At 58.7% G+C, this 16,350-nt stretch carries 15 protein-coding genes; 6 read left to right on the forward strand and 9 right to left on the reverse strand.

Going from position 1 to position 16,350, the window contains the following annotated elements; translation table 11 throughout:
• The first annotated feature begins 35 nt into the window (after positions 1-35).
• Both GOX73_RS00295 and GOX73_RS00300 read left to right on the forward strand, forming a co-directional pair.
• Positions 36-623: a uracil-DNA glycosylase family protein gene (locus GOX73_RS00295; protein ID WP_171122293.1), complete on the forward strand. Its 588-nt coding sequence runs from the start codon at positions 36-38 to the stop codon at positions 621-623.
• A complete protein-coding gene (locus GOX73_RS00300; RefSeq protein ID WP_171122295.1) occupies positions 616-1,404 on the forward strand; it encodes an SseB family protein in 789 nt (262 codons plus the stop codon). The genes GOX73_RS00295 and GOX73_RS00300 overlap by 8 nt, the downstream gene beginning before the upstream one ends.
• Before the next feature lie 41 nt (positions 1,405-1,445).
• Here GOX73_RS00300 and yghU read toward each other — a convergent pair whose 3' ends face one another.
• Positions 1,446-2,324, reverse strand: coding sequence for a glutathione-dependent disulfide-bond oxidoreductase (gene yghU, locus GOX73_RS00305; RefSeq protein ID WP_171122296.1), 879 nt, complete (start codon positions 2,322-2,324; stop codon positions 1,446-1,448).
• Between the two features lie 247 nt (positions 2,325-2,571).
• On the opposite strand from yghU, the gene GOX73_RS00310 reads away from it, so the two are divergent.
• Positions 2,572-3,090, forward strand: coding sequence for a YHS domain-containing (seleno)protein (locus GOX73_RS00310; RefSeq protein WP_171122298.1), 519 nt, complete (start codon positions 2,572-2,574; stop codon positions 3,088-3,090).
• A 57-nt stretch (positions 3,091-3,147) separates the two neighbouring features.
• Here the strand turns inward: GOX73_RS00310 and GOX73_RS00315 are convergent, their stop codons facing one another.
• Both GOX73_RS00315 and metF read right to left on the reverse strand, forming a co-directional pair.
• Positions 3,148-3,810, reverse strand: a complete 663-nt coding sequence (locus GOX73_RS00315; protein WP_171122300.1) for a DnaJ domain-containing protein — start codon at positions 3,808-3,810, stop codon at positions 3,148-3,150.
• 161 nt (positions 3,811-3,971) lie between these two features.
• Positions 3,972-4,838, reverse strand: coding sequence for a methylenetetrahydrofolate reductase [NAD(P)H] (gene metF / locus GOX73_RS00320; protein WP_171120358.1), 867 nt, complete (start codon positions 4,836-4,838; stop codon positions 3,972-3,974).
• Positions 4,839-4,932: 94 nt separating this feature from the next.
• Between metF and GOX73_RS00325 the strand changes: the two genes are divergently transcribed.
• A complete protein-coding gene (locus tag GOX73_RS00325) occupies positions 4,933-5,838 on the forward strand; it encodes a LysR family transcriptional regulator (protein ID WP_171123544.1) in 906 nt (301 codons plus the stop codon).
• A 96-nt stretch (positions 5,839-5,934) separates the two neighbouring features.
• A complete protein-coding gene (locus GOX73_RS00330; RefSeq protein WP_171120360.1) occupies positions 5,935-6,720 on the forward strand; it encodes an inositol monophosphatase family protein in 786 nt (261 codons plus the stop codon).
• Positions 6,721-6,775: 55 nt separating this feature from the next.
• Here GOX73_RS00330 and bhcD read toward each other — a convergent pair whose 3' ends face one another.
• The 4 genes from bhcD to bhcA are packed head-to-tail and all read right to left on the reverse strand — an operon-like array spanning position 6,776 to position 11,123.
• Positions 6,776-7,759, reverse strand: a complete 984-nt coding sequence (bhcD, locus tag GOX73_RS00335; RefSeq protein ID WP_217350991.1) for an iminosuccinate reductase BhcD — start codon at positions 7,757-7,759, stop codon at positions 6,776-6,778.
• A 15-nt stretch (positions 7,760-7,774) separates the two neighbouring features.
• Positions 7,775-8,938: a 3-hydroxy-D-aspartate aldolase BhcC gene (bhcC, locus tag GOX73_RS00340; protein ID WP_171122304.1), complete on the reverse strand. Its 1,164-nt coding sequence runs from the start codon at positions 8,936-8,938 to the stop codon at positions 7,775-7,777.
• 11 nt (positions 8,939-8,949) lie between these two features.
• Positions 8,950-9,921, reverse strand: coding sequence for a beta-hydroxyaspartate dehydratase BhcB (gene bhcB, locus GOX73_RS00345; RefSeq protein WP_171122306.1), 972 nt, complete (start codon positions 9,919-9,921; stop codon positions 8,950-8,952).
• A gap of 11 nt (positions 9,922-9,932) precedes the next feature.
• On the reverse strand, positions 9,933-11,123 hold the full coding sequence (gene bhcA / locus GOX73_RS00350) for an L-aspartate--glyoxylate aminotransferase BhcA (protein ID WP_171122309.1): 1,191 nt from the start codon (positions 11,121-11,123) through the stop codon (positions 9,933-9,935).
• Positions 11,124-11,352: 229 nt separating this feature from the next.
• Here bhcA and GOX73_RS00355 point away from each other — a divergent pair, with 229 nt between their 5' ends.
• A complete protein-coding gene (locus GOX73_RS00355; protein ID WP_254429092.1) occupies positions 11,353-12,150 on the forward strand; it encodes an IclR family transcriptional regulator in 798 nt (265 codons plus the stop codon).
• Here GOX73_RS00355 and GOX73_RS00360 read toward each other — a convergent pair.
• On the reverse strand, positions 12,121-12,864 hold the full coding sequence (locus GOX73_RS00360; RefSeq protein WP_171122313.1) for a rhomboid family intramembrane serine protease: 744 nt from the start codon (positions 12,862-12,864) through the stop codon (positions 12,121-12,123). The genes GOX73_RS00355 and GOX73_RS00360 overlap by 30 nt on opposite strands.
• 42 nt (positions 12,865-12,906) lie before the next feature.
• Positions 12,907-16,308, reverse strand: coding sequence for a bifunctional proline dehydrogenase/L-glutamate gamma-semialdehyde dehydrogenase PutA (gene putA / locus GOX73_RS00365; protein WP_171122315.1), 3,402 nt, complete (start codon positions 16,306-16,308; stop codon positions 12,907-12,909).
• Positions 16,309-16,350 lie beyond the last annotated feature (42 nt).

Below are 16,350 nucleotides of genomic sequence, written 5' to 3' on the forward strand. Positions count from 1 at the left end.
CTCGGGCAGTTTGCTTCAGGAAACCTTGCGATCTTATGAATTCACTCGAAGAAGAAATTGCGGCCTGCCGTCTTTGCGCGGATCGGTTCGCGGCCACTGAGACGGCCCATGAACCAAGACCGGTGGTCTGGTTTCGCAAAGGCGCCCCGATTCTGATAGCCGGTCAGGCACCGGGCGCACGGGTGCATGCCTCGGGGCGGCCTTTTACAGACCCCTCAGGTGATCGGCTACGCGAATGGCTGGGGGTGGATGAAACCACGTTTTATAACCGCACCTGCGTGTCCATTGTGCCGATGGCGTTTTGCTTTCCGGGGTATGATGCGCGCAAGGCCGATCTGCCGCCGCCGCGGGTTTGCGGCCAAACCTGGCATGACAAGGTAATGCGGACGCTCGGTGAGGTTCCTTTGACTGTCCTCGTGGGCGGCCATGCATTCAAGTATCACCTCAAAGCGCGCGGGTCGGTGACGGACACTGTGCGCAACTGGCGGGACCATGCGCCGCGGGTCTTTGCCTTGCCTCATCCTTCGTGGCGGAATACGGCATGGATCAAGAAAAATCCGTGGTTCGCGTCCGACCTGTTGCCGGTCCTGCGCGCGCGGGTGCAAGAGGTATTGAATGACTGAGATAACCGCGCTGGATTCGGCCCACGCCGCGATGGACGCTGCGCCTCAGGACGACGCCGCGCGTCTGAGGTTCTTTGAACGGCTGGCGGACAGCGAGCTGTTCCTGATGCTGACCGAAGAGGCACGGGACGAAAACATCTCACCCGAACTCTTTGACGTTGCAGATGGCAGTTTCGTGCTGGCCTTTGATCGTGAGGACCGTCTGGCGCAGTTCGCTGGCCGCCCGGTTCCCTATGTCGCGGTGTCAGGGCGCGTTCTGTCGTCGATGCTGGCGGGGCAAGGTATCGGGTTGGGTCTGAATTTGGAGACAGCCCCGTCTTCGATGTTGATTCCGTCCGAGGCGTTGGGCTGGCTGGCGACAACCCTTCAACATGGTCCCGAGGAAGTTGAGCAGCACTTTGCTGAGTTTGTACCGCCTGCGGGATTGCCAGATGAACTGCTGACCGCGCTGGACACCAAGTTGGCCACCGCTGTTGGGCTGGCTCAGGCCGCGTTTCTTGTGGGCACCAGATCGAAAGAAGGTGGCTCAGGGCACATGCTGGGATTCGTCGACGCGGTAGACGGTGCCGAGGCCGCCTTGGCCAAAGCCGCGTCCGAGGCTTTGACGTTTTCGGGGATTGAGGCCGGGGCGATGGATGTCGGTTTTTTCAGTGCACAAGATGCAGCGGCGGCATCTCTGGCCCGTGTGGGATTGCGATTTGATCTGCCGCAGCCCGAAGCGCGGGCCATGACGCAGGTTGCGCCGGGCAGCGACCCGGATAAACCGCCTGTCCTGAAGTAGAACAAGACCCCGCGGAGCGTTCCCCGCGAGGTCTAGGTGTCTTATTCCGCCGCGGCCTCAAGCTTATCCTGCGTGCGGGTTTCGAAATCGCTGGCTTCGTGACGTTCGTGAAGCTGCGTATGTTTCTCACCAAATGCGCGGTTCACCATCCGGCCGCGTTTGACGGCTGGGCGCTCGTCAATCGCTTTGGCCCAACGCATGACGTTCTTGTAGGAGTCGACGTCCAGGAATTCGGCCGCGCTGTAAAGACGCCCCAGAACCAGTTGGCCGTACCAAGGCCAGATCGCAATATCCGCGATCGAATAGTCGTCACCCGCGATATAGGTCTTGTCGGCCAGTTCACGATCCAGCACGTCCAGTTGCCGTTTGGTTTCCATGGCGAACCGGTTGATCGGGTATTCGAACTTTTCGGGCGCGTAGGCGTAAAAATGTCCGAACCCGCCGCCCAGATAAGGCGCACTGCCCATTTGCCAGAATACCCAGTTCATGACCTCTACGCGCTCTGGGCCGGATTTGGGAAGGAAGGCATCAAACTTTTCCGCCAGATGAAACAGGATCGAAGCGCTTTCGAACACACGTACGGGCTTTTCACCCGAGCGATCCCAAAGGGCAGGAATCTTCGAATTTGGATTGGCTTCGACAAAACCTGATCCAAACTGGTCACCGTCACCAATATTGACGAGCCACGCGTTATACTCGGCGCCTTCGTGCCCCAGCGCCAACAGCTCTTCGAGCATGACGGTTACCTTTACCCCGTTCGGGGTCGCCAAGGAGTACAACTGCAGCCGGTGACGCCCGATCGGCAGGTCCTTGTCATGTGTGGCCCCGGCAATCGGCCGGTTGATATTGGCGAACTGGCCGCCATTCTGACTGTCCCATGTCCAGACCTTGGGGGGCGTATAGGTCGTTTGTTCGGTCATTGTCCGTCTTTCCCAGAAGATTTCATGTAAATTGTCCGTCCGTCACAACAGCTAATATTGCAGACTTCAGAGTCCAACCCCGGAAGTTGGGTCGTTTTTGTAACAAACGGGGCGAAACCTTCACGTTTTCACGTGCGATGTCACAGCGGCGCGAGCGGCACTGCGCAGAGCACACAAATCACCTATCCTCAGACCGAACCCGGAAACCGGAGCGATGAACCGCTCCTCGGACATGAGGACTGAACACATGAAACGCTTTGCCCTGACCCTAGCCGCTACTCTTGCGCTGTCGCTACCCGCATTTGCCGGAGATCAGTATGTTGATGGCACTGGTTTTGCGGTTTCTGGTTATGACGTCGTAGCCTATCGCAGCCTCGATCAGTCTCCGGTCGGTCAGGCGCAGCCCGAAGGAGTGCGCGGCCGGGCGGATATCACCGCTGAATACAATGGTGCAACCTGGGCGTTTTCGACGGAAGAAAACCGTGACAAGTTCCTTGAGAACCCCGCCTTTTACGCGCCCCAATACGATGGCCATTGCGCTTATGGCGTTTCGCGCGGCGGCAAGGTTCCGGCAAATCCCAACCTTTGGCGGATCGTGGACGACAAGCTGTATCTCAATATCACGGATGTGGTCGTAGGTTTCTTTGAGGAAGACATTCCCGGCAACATCAACCTTGCCGAAGGGAACTGGCCGGGGATCGAGGCCGACGCAGCATCAACCGCTGTCATTCCGAAATTCACCTCGGACGCTCCGGTTTCAAACTGATAACTGGAATTTCTAACGGAAACCCGGCTGATTCAGCCGGGTTTTCCTGTGACGAAGTCAACTGGCCAGCCAAAACTCATCCTGAGTTTTCTGATCCGCCTCGAACCGGATGCGGACGCTTTTTGCGCCGGGGAACTTGCGGTTCAGGATTGTCTCGGGGACAACCACCTCGCCAGCACCGGCCTCTTTGCACTGAAAACTGAGGACCTCAGTCTCGGTGCGGCGAGTCCCAGCCAAAATCGACGTAGGAAGCGCGATACGGTTTGCACCTTCACAAACCGGAGATGGCACGAAATACGTCAGGTTGCGGCCATAGCAGCCGACAGCCTCGGGGATATGATCCGAGTCGGCCCGCAAATCGACCGTCGCTTCGGTCTGATTGGCTTCCTGTTCTTCCGAAACATGCGCAAGCGCTTTGTCGAGCAATGAACGACAGGCATCGATATCCGCATCTTCCAGCGTGATTACGCGTTTGCGCAACCTGGGACGCTTTGGTTTTCCGGCATCAGCAGCTTTCCCAGCCAACCCTTCTTCGCGCAAAAGATCGTAAGCTTCCTTGGCGCGTGTGAAGTCTGCCGCATCAGACGAGGAACAATCGGGATGTGCGTGAAACGCGATCTGTCGCCACGCGTTCCTGATGTCCGCAGAACCAGCTTGCTGGTTCAATCCAAGGGCATGAAGTGCCTCAGCACGCGCCCTGATTCTATCAACAGGTTCCATAACAAATCACTCGTTAAACAACTACGAGAACCAGTGTCAGGACGGGTGAATTTTTGTCAAATAAGGCAAAAAATTGAATATGAAGAGGGAACAATAGGGGTGTTTGCGAATGGATTGTCCCCGGGTTTGGCTCGACAATATCGTGTGTTCGGACCTTTGGATCAGGCGACGTTCTGAAGCTCGGTTTTGGGTGTGATGCCCAATGCAAAACAGACATCACGGGTAAGTTCCGGGCGGTTCAGCGTATAGAAATGCAGCTTGTCGACACCGCCTTCGATCAGGTCGGAACACAGCTCGGTGCATAGGGCCGTGGCCAGCAGGTCTTCGCGGTCGTCGCGAACGGCCTTGTCAAACGCCTGTTCAACCCATGCCGGGATGCGCGTTCCACAGCGGCGGGCAAAGTTGCGCGCCCCTTTCCAGTTTTCGATCGGCAAAATTCCCGGAACGATGGGCTTGTCGATCCCCGCTTTGGCGCAGTCGTCGCGAAAGCGGAAGAATGTTTCGGCCTCAAAGAAGAACTGCGTCAGGGCTTCGTCGGCACCGGCGTCCAATTTGGCCTTGAGCCAGTCCACGTCTGTGCGCGCATTTTGCGCCTCGGGGTGGATATCGGGGTAGGCGCCGACGCGAATGTTGAACTTGCCTGTTTCAGCCAGCGCCGCAATCAGTTCGACCGAGTTCTGAAAGCCGTCAGGGTGCGGAACAAAACTGTCCTGACCTTTTGGTGGGTCACCGCGCAACGCGACGATATCCTGGACGCCTGACTTGGCAAAACTGTCGGCAATGGCCAATGTTTCCTCGCGCGTCGCATCCACACAGGTCAGGTGGGCCGCGACAGGCAGGCCAGAAGATTTGTGCAAAGTTGCCACCGCATCGCGGGTCAGTTCCCGCGTGGTCCCGCCTGCACCGTAAGTGACGGACACAAACCGAGGATCAAGTGGGGCCAGAGTCTGAACAGTGTCCCACAACCGAAAAGAGGCTTCCAGCGATTGCGGCGGGAAGAACTCGAATGAAATTTCTGGCTTGGTCATCTTGGCCTCATTTGCTGCGGTCCCGGGTCTTGTGCCAGTTTCTGCTATGTGAGACAAACTCATATTGTTCAAGAACAACATGAGCGAATCTGAAATGCACATCGAATTCCGGCACCTGCGCACAATCAAGGCGATCCATGAATGTGGTGGGCTTGCCCGCGCTGCGGACCAGTTGAACATCACGCAGTCTGCGCTGAGCCATCAGATCAAGGGGCTGGAAGATCAGGCGGGTGTTGAACTCTTCCTACGTCGGTCCAAGCCGATGAAATTATCGGCGGCTGGTCTGCGCCTGTTGCGGTTGGCCGAGCAAATCCTGCCGCAGGTCGAAGCGACCCAGCACGAATTCTCGTCCCTGCGTGATGGTCGTACCGGTCGGATGCATATCGCTATCGAGTGCCACGCCTGTTTCGAGTGGTTGTTTCCCGTGCTGGAAACCTTCCGCAAGTCGTGGGGGGATGTCGATGTAGATATCAAACCAGGTCTTGCGTTCGACGCTTTGCCAGCGCTGCAAAAAGAAGAGGTCGATCTTGTCGTGTCGTCCGACCCCGAAGACCTGCCGGGTGTCGAGTTCATCGAGCTTTTCGACTATGACGCCGTATTTGTCGCTGCGTCGGTGCACCCTTTGGCGCAAAAGGACTATATCGAAGCCGAAGATTTCCGGGGGCAGACCTTGATCACTTATCCTGTCGAGCGCACGCGACTAGATGTGTTCAGCCAGTTGCTGATCCCTGCGCGGGTGGAGCCGGCCGCGATCCGACAGGTGGAACTGACGGCGGTCATCCTGCTTTTGGTTGCCTCGAACCGCGGGATTTCGGTGTTGCCCGACTGGGTCGTGCGCGAGGTTAAGTACAATTCGGACTATGTGACCCGCCCGCTGACCGAGGACGGAATTACCCGCAGGCTGTACGCGGCCGTCCGCACGGAAGACCTTGAAAAGCCCTATGTGCAGGAGTTGATTCAACTGGCCGGCACCGAGGCCCGCAAGTTGCAACAGCAATAGGCGCAAGACGCGGGTCTGCTATGCGTATCATTCCTCTTGGCAAGGGCGCTTTGCATCAGTATACGCGCGGTTTGACCGAACAGGAGCCTTTGGACAATGGTTGGCAGTGCAAACCTCAACATCATGATTAAAGCCGCGCGCAAGGCGGGGCGGTCTTTGGTCAAAGATTTTCGCGAAGTCGAGAACCTTCAGGTGTCGATGAAAGGCGCAGGCGATTTTGTCTCAAAGGCGGATATCGCCGCAGAGGCGATCCTGAAAGAGGAACTGCTGGGCGCGCGCCCGACCTATGGTTGGCTGGCCGAAGAGGGCGGCGAAATCCCCGGCGAAGATCCCACCCGCCGCTGGATCGTGGACCCGCTGGATGGGACAACGAATTTCCTGCACGGCCTGCCGCACTGGGCGATTTCAATCGCGTTGGAACACAAGGGCAAGATCGTCGCTGGCGTGATCTACGACCCGGCCAAGGACGAGATGTTCTTTGCCGAAAAAGGTGAAGGTGCGTGGATGAATGACACCCGCATTCGCGTCTCAAGTCGTCATCGTATGATCGAGTCTATCTTTTCGACGGGCCTGCCCTTTGGTGGCCGTTCGGACTTGCCAGCAACGCTGCAGGATCTGGCGCGTTTGATGCCGACCTGCGCCGGTGTGCGCCGCTGGGGCTCGGCTGCGCTTGACTTGGCATACGTGGCCGCAGGTCGGTACGAAGGGTTCTGGGAACGCCGCCTGCACGCATGGGACGTGGCGGCCGGGATCATCATCGTGAAAGAGGCCGGTGGCTTTGTGCAGGCCCTAAACCCCGAAGGCAGTGTCTTGGAAGATGGCGAGGTGATCTGTTCGAACGAACCGATTTTTGACCAGTTTGCAAAGGTGATCCGGGGCTAAGACCTGATCGCCACGATCGAAGTTGCGCGCCCCGAACGAGGCGCGCTTTTTCGTTTCATAGGGCCGCGCGCTGCGCCAAGCCTGCCTCATCCGCCAATCGCGCGGCGACCGACGCAACTGCCAAATCCTGCAAACCGACCCCGGTTCCGTCGAACAGGGTGATCTCGTCTTCGTTGGTCCGGCCGGGGTGATCCCCGTTGATCACGGCACCAATTGGTGTGATCTGATCCTGCTTCAGCGCCCCCGAGTTTACAGCGTGCTGGGCTTCGCCGATCGTAACGGATTGGGCGACCTCGTCTGTGAAGACGGTTGCTGCGGCCAAAAGCGCGGGGTCGACCTCTTGCTTGCCTTTCGTGTCGGTGCCCATGCAGGCAAGGTGCGTGCCGGGTTTGATCCAGTCATTCATCAATAGCGGTTCAAAGGCTGAGGAGATCGTGATGATCACATCCGCCTGCGCGCCCAGTTCCTGCTGGCTGACGGCCTCGAACTCCAACCCGATTTCCTCGGCCACGGCAGCCAGACGCGGCAGCATGTCCGGGTGGGGGTTCCAGGCGACGACCTTCTCGAACGCGCGCTGTTCGGCTGCCGCACGCAGTTGAAAGGCGGACTGATGACCTGCACCAACCACCCCCAGAACCTTCGAATCTTTTCGCGCCAGATGTGCAATCGAGACCGCTGACGAGGCCGCCGTGCGCACCGCCGTCAGGTAATTGCCCCCGACAAGCGCAGAGAGCTGTCCGGTGTTAGGATCGAACAGAAAGACGGTGGATTGGTGGTTGGTCAGATTTTTTTCGGCATTGCCGGGCCAATATCCGCCCGACTTTACACCCAGCACCTGTCCTTCCCTGTCGAACCCTGACTTGAAGCCGTACAATGCGTCCGCGTAACCCAGCGCCTCGCGCACAACAGGAAAATTCCACGCCCCGCCGTTGGCCATTGCGCCAAAGACCGACTGAACCGCGTCAAAGGCTTGCTGGCGGCCGACCAGTTGCTTGCAAAGATCTTCGCCTACGATCAGCAGACCGTCTTGAGAAGTCATGATATCCCTCATTGCTCAGAACGCCTTTCCACGGGCCGAAACAGGCCAGAGCGTTTCAACCTTGCCGCCCCGCACACCCACATACCAGTCATGGACGTTGCAGGTTGGGTCACAATGACCGGGAACCAGACGCAGCTTGTCGTTGACCTTGAGAACATTGCCGGGATCACCGATCACGCCGTGTTCATCCGAGCATTTGAGGTATTCGACATCATCGCGCCCAAAGATGAACGGCAAGCCGCTATCGACGGACTGCGCCTTTAGACCTGCATCACAGATCGCCTTATCTGCTTTGGCGTGGCTCATGACGCTTGTTAGGATAAACAACGCATTTTCCCACTCACCCTGGTCGATCCGCTTGCCATCCTTGTCCAGAATACGGCCATAGTCGGCATCCATGAAGGCGTAGGAGCCGCATTGCAGCTCGTTGTAAACACCTGAATTGCTTTCGAAATAATACGACCCGGTGCCGCCGCCCGAGACCAGCTCGCAGTCGATTCCTGCGGCCTTCAACCCGTCAACTGCGTCTTCTACCATCGCGATTGCAGCATCCAGTTTCTCTTTTCGGGCCTCGTACGTGTCGAGATGCTGCATTGCGCCCTGATACGCCTGAATGCCTGCGAATTTCAGGTTTGGGGCTGCCACGACCGCCTCGGCGATCTCGATTACAGCCGGAGTTGTGGTCACGCCGCACCGCCCCGCGCCGCAGTCGATTTCGACCAGAACCTCTAATTCGGTGCCGTTGCTGACTGCCGCAGCGGACAGGTCCGCGACGTTATTGACGTCGTCCACACAGACGATGGTGCGCGCACCGGTCTTGGGCAGTCGCGCCAGGCGGTCGATCTTGGCCGGGTCACGCACCTGATTTGATACAAGGATATCCTTGATGCCGCCGCGCGCAAAAACTTCTGCTTCCGAGACTTTCTGACAGCAGACACCCACCGCGCCGCCCAGCTTTTCCTGAAGTTTGGCGACATCAACGGACTTGTGCATCTTGCCGTGTACGCGGTGGCGCATGCCATGTGCCTTGGCATAGTCGCCCATCTTCCTGATATTCCGCTCCAGCGCGTCCAGATCGAGTATCAGGCACGGTGTTTGAATGTCTTTTTCGTCCATACCGATTGAGGCGGGGATGTCGAAGCCGACTTCGAGGTCGTCAAATTTCACAGGTTTGTTCATGTTATTCCTCCTTACCCTTTGAGCCAGGGCAGCTTGTCCAAATCCACGTTGCCGCCGGTGATGATTACGCCGACGCGTTTTCCGCGAAACACGTCCGGATTTTTGAGAATGGTTGCCAGAGGCACCGCCGAGGACGGCTCCATCACCACGCGCAAGTATTTCCACGTTAGTTTCATCGCCTCGATGATCTCATCCTCCGAGGCGGTGAAGATGTCGGTCACGTGGTTGGACACAAAGTGCCACGTGTTTTCCTTGAGCGGCACCAGCAGACCATCGGCAACCGTTTTGGGCGCGTCGTCCGCGATAATGCGACCCGCCTTGAACGAACGATAAGCGTCATCCGCCTGTTCCGGCTCCGCGGCATAGATCGCTGTACCGGGAGCCAGGTTTGACACTGTTAAACAGGTTCCGGACACCATACCGCCGCCGCCAATCGGCGCAATGACCGCATCCACACCGTCGGTTTGTTCCAGCAATTCCGCCGAACATGTCGCCTGCCCAGCGATCACGCGGGGGTCGTTATAGGGGTGGACGAATTCGCCGCCCGTTTTGGCCTGCACTTCGGCAAACGTCGCTTCGCGCGAGGTGGTCGACGGCTCGCACTCGGTAATCGTTCCGCCAAAGCGCCGGACCGCATCTTTCTTGGCCTGTGGCGCCGTGCGCGGCATGACCACGTGGCAGGGAATGCCCCGCCGCCCGGCCGCATACGACAGCGAAAGCGCGTGGTTGCCGCTGGAATGGGTGCAGACACCCTTTGCCGACATCTCATCGCTTAGGCCAAACACGGCGTTGCTTGCTCCGCGAACCTTGAAGGCGCCGGCCTCTTGAAAGTTCTCGCACTTGAAAAACAGATCGGCGCCGGTCAGGTCATTCAAGTAGTCGGACACCATGACCGGGGTTCGGCGGATATATGGTTTGATCCGTTCATGCGCCGCTCGCATGTCGTCGATTGTCAGCTTCGCGGCGGGGGTGTGATCCAGCATGATCAATCTCCTCAGGCTGCCGCCATTGCGTTGCCGGACGAGCCGGAACGATAGAATTCCTGCGCGGCCGCGACCCCGCTGCCCAGTGAGATCGGGTAATTCAGGTCCGCCATCGCCATTTCGATCGTGCTGAGGCCAGACAGGACCATCACGTCCGTCAGGCTGCCCAGATGACCGATGCGAAACGCCTTGCCGTTCAGTTGCCCAAGGCCGATCCCGAAGGACACGCCATATGCGTTGAACGCGTGATCTGTCAGGGCGTTGCTGTCGAACCCATCGGGGACATAGATTGCGCTGACCGTATCGGAATAAAGGTCGGGCGACTGTGCAACCAGCTTCAAGCCCCACGCGTCGGTGGCACGGCGAACCCCTTCGGCCAGCCGGTGGTGGCGGGCATAGACGTTGTCCAAACCTTCCTCAAACAGCATCTTAAGGCTTTCGCGCATCCCGTAGATCAGTTGCAGCGGCGGGGTATAGGGAAACCCGCCCGATGTATTCGCAGCCATCATGTCGCGGAAATCAAAAAAGGTGCGGGGCAGCTTGGCGGACGCCATCGCCTCTTGCGCCTTTTCGCTGACACACAGGATCGCCATCCCGGTCGCCAGCATGAATCCTTTTTGCGACCCCGACACGGCGATATCGACGCCCCATGTGTCAAACTGAAATGGCACAGAGGCCAGCGAGCTTACGCAATCCACAAACAGCATCGCGGGATGGTTTGCGGAGTCCATGGCCTGACGCACAGCACCGATATCCGAAAGCACGCCGGTGGCAGTTTCGTTATGGGTCACCAGAACGGCGCGGATGTCGTGCGACGTGTCCTTGGCAAGGGCTGCCTGAAACAGGTTTGCTGGTGCACCTGTCCCCCAAGGGCAATCAATAATCTGCACGTCCAACCCGTGCCGTTGGCACAGGTCGATCCAGCGATGGCTGAAAACGCCATAACGGGCCACCAGAACCTTGTCTCCGGGGCTGAGGGTATTGGTGATCGCCGCTTCCCACCCGCCGGTGCCCGAGGCAGGGAATGTCACGATCTGACCGGTTTGAGTGCTGAAGACACGCTTTGTCTCTTCGAGAACAGGGGCGAACGTGTCGACAAAATCCGGTGCGCGGTGGTCTTGCGTTTGAACCTGCATGGCCAGCCGCAGCCGGTCGGGGATATTTGTCGGCCCTGGTATGAAGACCGGGTTTTGATTGGACATCTTCTATTCCTCCGCTTTGGAGGACATTTTCCGGGATTATGTGGCGTCATGCAATTTTCTTGAAAAATATTTTCATTTTTGCCAAAAAATCTGTAACCGGCGAAATTCGTGAAGATTTCCGTTTTTCATTTTGATGGCGAATTTCAACCGCGACAAAAAATATCGGGCAAAGGAGGAAGGGAAATTGGGACAAGAGCCGCAAAAAAGACCACGAGGTCGACCGAAATCCATGTTCAAGGAAAGCTCGGCCGGGACCATGCAGTCTTTGGATCGCGCGTTGGGCGTTATGACCACGGTTGCGCGCATGGAGCGGGCCGCGCTGAGTGATCTGTCCAGAGAGATCGGGGTCCCCACAGCCACTACGCACCGTATTCTGGTCACGTTGCAAAAACACGGCTTCGTCAGCTTTGACGAAGAGCGTCAGGAGTGGGTGATTGGCATCGAGGCATACAGAACCGGCGCGTCTTTCCTGCGTAGAAACAGCGTGATCGAGATCGGACGACCCATCCTGCGGCGCTTGATGCAGGACAGCGGTGAGACAGCCAATCTTGCGGTTCCCGATGGGTTCGAGGTTGTGTTTGTTGGGCAGGTCGAAACCGGGAACCCCATCCGGGCGTTTTTTCCGCCGGGGGCCCGGACCCCGATGTATGCATCGGGAACTGGCAAGGCGATCCTGGCCGAACTGGGCGGGGCCGGGTTGACCAAAGCGCTAGGCTTGGGGGAACCGGTTGCCTTTACCGAGAGTACCCTGCTGCCCGGGTCAAAGTTGCAGTCGGACTTGGCGCTGACGCGAAAGCGGGGCTGGTCGCATGATCGGGAAGAGCGCTATGAAGGCATGTCCTGCATTGGCGCGGCGATATTCAATGACCGTGCCGAGCCCTGTGCCGGGATATCCGTGTCCGGCCCGACTGTGCGATTCAAAACGGACCGCGCGCCGGACTTGGGCGGGTTGGTTATGGCCGCTGCACGGGAAATCACTGAACTAAGCGGTGGGCGTCTACCTGCGCGGAATGCGGGGGATGCGTGATTGCGAGAACTTGTAGGTCTGCTCTGGGTGGGGTGGATGACCGTGTGTCTGGTTCCAGAATTTGACGCCACCGCGTTGCAACCATAACGGAATACTCAACACCAGCCCGACGAAGAATCCGCCTGTATGCGCCCAATATGCAATCCCCCCTTCGTCGGGGTTGCTGGAGAGGCTGCCCAGAAACTGCATGCCAAGCCAGACCCCAAGCATGACAAAAGCCGGAATGGTGAAGACGCGAATATAAACGATCAGGATCAACAGGATATCGACCTGCGCCTTGGGGAACAGCAGCAAATAGCCGCCCATCACTCCGGCAATCGCGCCCGATGCACCGATTGTGGGAACCAATGAGCCGGGGGCTGTCAGGACGTGAATCAGGCCAGCGCCGATCCCGGCGGCCAGATAGAACAGAAGGAAGGGCAGGTGGCCCATCTCATCTTCGAGGTTGTCGCCAAAGATCCACAGAAACAGCATGTTGCCGATCAGGTGCATCCAGCCCCCGTGCAGGAACATTGATGTCACCAAAGTATCGAACGCAAATCCGTCAGTGATCCGAGCCGGAATAACGGCGTAATCATAGTAAATCTGGTTGATCAGCCGCGCGTCGTCCATGGCGCCTGCATAGCTGATAAAGATCAGAATATTCGCCGCCATTAGCAGGTAAACGACGAACGGAGTGCGCCCCGAAGGGTTATGATCGCGGATCGGAAACATGGCGCGACGCTGGGCTTTCCTTAGCCCAGCGTCAAGGTCTGTTTAGGCCGCACCACCCAGCAACGCCGCGTTACCCCCTGCGGCGGTTGTGTCGACGCAGACGTGGCGCTCGGCTAGTACTCGGGCTTTGTCCGGCAAGCCGGGGATCAGGGGCAGGATCGGACCAGTGCGGCGGGCCAGATGACGTTCAACGTCTCGGGCCGTGGCTTCATCCCCCCACCACAAAACGCCAGAGATACCTGTCGCATTTTCAAGCCGGTGCAGGTCGATTGTACCTGTGGCGCGGATTGCTGAACCGCCCAATTCCTGCACGGCCACCGCTTGTGCCTGAACTGCAGCCTCACCCGGCCCCATACACAATAGAGGCGGGCGGGGGAACTCGCTGAGGCGGTTGGATTCTCCGGTGGGGCCGGGCAGGGAACGGGTTTGAACTGATGCCGGTTCGCCGTCCGGGGCAGGCAAGCCGCCCATTGTTGCGTCCCACGTCCCGGCGCTGTTCTGGCGGTCGGGTGCGCAGAAACGGGTCATGTAGTTTGGGCCACCGGCCTTGGGGCCAGTCCCGGAAAGCCCTTCACCACCAAAAGGTTGCGATCCGACAATCGCTCCAATCTGGTTACGGTTCACATAGATATTGCCTGCGTGAACGGCTTCGGTGATGTGCTGAACACGGTCGTCAATGCGCGTGTGCAAGCCAAAGGTCAGGCCGTACCCCGTGGCATTGATGTCAGCGATCACCTGATCAATCTCGGACGCCTTGAACCGCACGACATGCAGAACCGGGCCGAAAACCTCGCGTTCTAGCGCGGCAATGCCAGGGATTTCAATAAGCGTTGGAGCGACGAATGTGCCGTCGGGCGGCGTTGGCATCTCTTTTAGGATGCGCCCGTCCCGACGGGCCGTTGCAACGTGATCCGTGATGACCTGCCGTGCATCGTTGTCGATAACGGGGCCGCAATCGGTTGAAATCAACCACGGGTCGCCAACCTGCAGGGCCTCCATGGCGCCCTTCAGCATCGTCAGCAGGTCGTCCGCAATGTCCTCTTGCACATAAAGGCACCGAAGGGCCGAGCAGCGCTGACCCGCCGATTGAAACGCGCTTTCGATGATGGATTGTACGGCTTGTTCGGGCAGAGCAGTGCTGTCCACTATCATGGCATTCAGCCCGCCGGTTTCCGCGATCAACGGGGTGCCGGGCCGCAGGTTTTCTGCCATTGCCTCGCGGATTTTCAGCGCCGTCGCGGTCGAGCCTGTAAAAGCCACGCCCGAAACCCGCGCATCCGAGGTCAGTGCCGCACCCACCATAGGACCACCCGGCAGCAACTGCAGAACATCCAGTGGCACACCTGCTTCATGCATCAACTGCACGGCGCGATGCGCGATCAGGGGTGTTTGCGGGGCGGGTTTGGCCAGTACAGCGTTACCAGTGGCAAGCGCCGCCGCAATCTGACCGGTGAAAATGGCCAGCGGAAAGTTCCACGGGCTGATGCAGGTGAAGGTTCCAGCAGGCGCAAGATCAGGAATATTCGCAGCATAGTACCGCAGGAAATCAACGGCTTCACGCAGTTCAGCAACTGCATCCGGAAGCGATTTCCCAGCCTCACGGGACAACAGCGCAAAAAGCTCGCCGTAATGGTCTTCGTACAGGTCAGCGGCGGCGTTCAGGATGCGGGACCGCTCGGTCGCTGGCGATTGCCATGGTGCCGCAGAGGCCAGCGCCAGTTCGACGTCCTCGGCGCTTGCTGGGGCGACAGCGCCGGGCCGGTCCTGAGGTTGGGCCGGATTGATGACAGGCTGGTCGTCCTCGGGCGTGGCATCCCCGGACAAAAGTGGCCGCGCGTACCAGTGATGTGCTCGGAACCCGTCGCGGGCGGCGTCGATCCGATCCAGTGTGGGCGTATGTTGCAAGTCAAACCCGCGCGAGTTCGGGCGCTCGGGCTGAAACAGTTCAGGTCCGGTGGGAAGTGGCCGTGCCGGTTCGCGGATCTCGTTGAACGGGTCGGCGGCGACTTCTTCCGGCGGCACAGTCTCATCCACGATCTGATTCACGAAAGATGAATTCGCACCGTTCTCCAACAGTCGGCGCACCAGATACGCCAATAGGTCGCGATGCGCACCGACCGGAGCGTAGATACGGCAGCGGGTAGAGTTCTGATCTTTGACCAACCCGTGCAGCGTTTCGCCCATCCCGTGCAGGCGCTGGAATTCATAGGGTTGATCCTTGGCCATATGCAGGATCGCGCTGACGGTATGCGCGTTGTGGGTGGCGAATTGCGGATAGATCCGGTCGGTCATACCCAGCAATTTGCGCGCATTGGCGATGTAGGAAATATCGGTCGCCGCCTTGCGAGTGAAGACAGGAAAGCCATCGACGCCTTCGACCTGCGCACGCTTGATCTCGGTATCCCAATAGGCCCCTTTGACCAACCGGACCATCAACTTGCGATCGTGGCGTTGGGCCATGTCATAAAGTGTGTCCAAAACGATCCCGGCGCGTGGGCCATATGCCTGAACCACGACCCCGAACCCGTCCCATCCGGTCAGGGCGGGCTCGGACATGACCTCTTCTATGACCTGCAGCGACAGGGACAGGCGGTCGGCTTCTTCGGCATCTACGTTCAGGCCCATCCCGGCGGCCTTGGCCAGCAGGCAGAGCGCACGCAGGCGGGGCACAAGCTCATCCATCACGCGCTGTTCCTGCGCCAGTTCATAACGCGGGTACAGCGCCGACAGCTTCACCGAAATTCCCGGATTGGCGCGTATGTCGTCATGGGTGCAAGCATCGGCAATGGCCGCAATCGCGCGCGAATAGGATAGGTGATAGCGGGCGGCGTCGGCTTCGGTCCGGGCGGCCTCGCCCAGCATGTCGTAGGAATAGGTATAGCCCTTGGCTTCCATCCCCTTGGCGCGGTCCATTGCGGCTTGGATGGTTTCGCCCAGTACGAACTGACGGCCCATTTCTTTCATGGCCCGGCCTACGGCCGTGCGGATCACCGGCTCACCCAATCGCTTGATTGCGCCGCGCAGGGCACCGACCGGAGACAATTTGCCTTCATCCAGAACCTTGCCCGTCAACATCAAGGCCCAGGTTGAGGCATTGACCAGCGAGGACGAGGACTGCCCCAGATGTTTACCCCAATCGGATGGCGCAATCTTATCCTCGATCAGCGCGTCGATCGTGTCGGCATCGGGGACACGCAACAGTGCTTCGGCCAGGCACATCAAGGCCACGCCTTCGTCAGTGGACAGGCCGTATTCGGCCAGAAATACCTCCATCATGCCGGGCGACGTGCTGGAACGAATATCGCGCACCAACTGAGCGGCAGAGGCGCATATGGACTGACGATCGGCTTGGGTCAGATCAGACTGTGCAATCAGGTGGTCCAGTATGGCTGACTGATCGGCATAGGTCTGACCGTCGATATGGGCGCGCAGGCTGTGTGACATGTATCCTCCGGGGCTTTTGATAAATATAGGGTCGATTTGACA

Source organism: Ruegeria sp. HKCCD7221 (genome assembly GCF_013031225.1).
Lineage (GTDB): Bacteria > Pseudomonadota > Alphaproteobacteria > Rhodobacterales > Rhodobacteraceae > Ruegeria.

Coding starts and splice junctions, on each gene's coding strand:
- GOX73_RS00295 (WP_171122293.1), top strand. CDS start 36: ATGAATTCACTCGAAGAAGAAATTGCGGCCTGCCGTCTTTGCGCGGAT.
- GOX73_RS00300 (WP_171122295.1), top strand. CDS start 616: ATGACTGAGATAACCGCGCTGGATTCGGCCCACGCCGCGATGGACGCT.
- yghU (WP_171122296.1), bottom strand. CDS start 2,324: ATGACCGAACAAACGACCTATACGCCCCCCAAGGTCTGGACATGGGAC.
- GOX73_RS00310 (WP_171122298.1), top strand. CDS start 2,572: ATGAAACGCTTTGCCCTGACCCTAGCCGCTACTCTTGCGCTGTCGCTA.
- GOX73_RS00315 (WP_171122300.1), bottom strand. CDS start 3,810: ATGGAACCTGTTGATAGAATCAGGGCGCGTGCTGAGGCACTTCATGCC.
- metF (WP_171120358.1), bottom strand. CDS start 4,838: ATGACCAAGCCAGAAATTTCATTCGAGTTCTTCCCGCCGCAATCGCTG.
- GOX73_RS00325 (WP_171123544.1), top strand. CDS start 4,933: ATGCACATCGAATTCCGGCACCTGCGCACAATCAAGGCGATCCATGAA.
- GOX73_RS00330 (WP_171120360.1), top strand. CDS start 5,935: ATGGTTGGCAGTGCAAACCTCAACATCATGATTAAAGCCGCGCGCAAG.
- bhcD (WP_217350991.1), bottom strand. CDS start 7,759: ATGACTTCTCAAGACGGTCTGCTGATCGTAGGCGAAGATCTTTGCAAG.
- bhcC (WP_171122304.1), bottom strand. CDS start 8,938: ATGAACAAACCTGTGAAATTTGACGACCTCGAAGTCGGCTTCGACATC.
- bhcB (WP_171122306.1), bottom strand. CDS start 9,921: ATGCTGGATCACACCCCCGCCGCGAAGCTGACAATCGACGACATGCGA.
- bhcA (WP_171122309.1), bottom strand. CDS start 11,123: ATGTCCAATCAAAACCCGGTCTTCATACCAGGGCCGACAAATATCCCC.
- GOX73_RS00355 (WP_254429092.1), top strand. CDS start 11,353: ATGTTCAAGGAAAGCTCGGCCGGGACCATGCAGTCTTTGGATCGCGCG.
- GOX73_RS00360 (WP_171122313.1), bottom strand. CDS start 12,864: ATGTTTCCGATCCGCGATCATAACCCTTCGGGGCGCACTCCGTTCGTC.
- putA (WP_171122315.1), bottom strand. CDS start 16,308: ATGTCACACAGCCTGCGCGCCCATATCGACGGTCAGACCTATGCCGAT.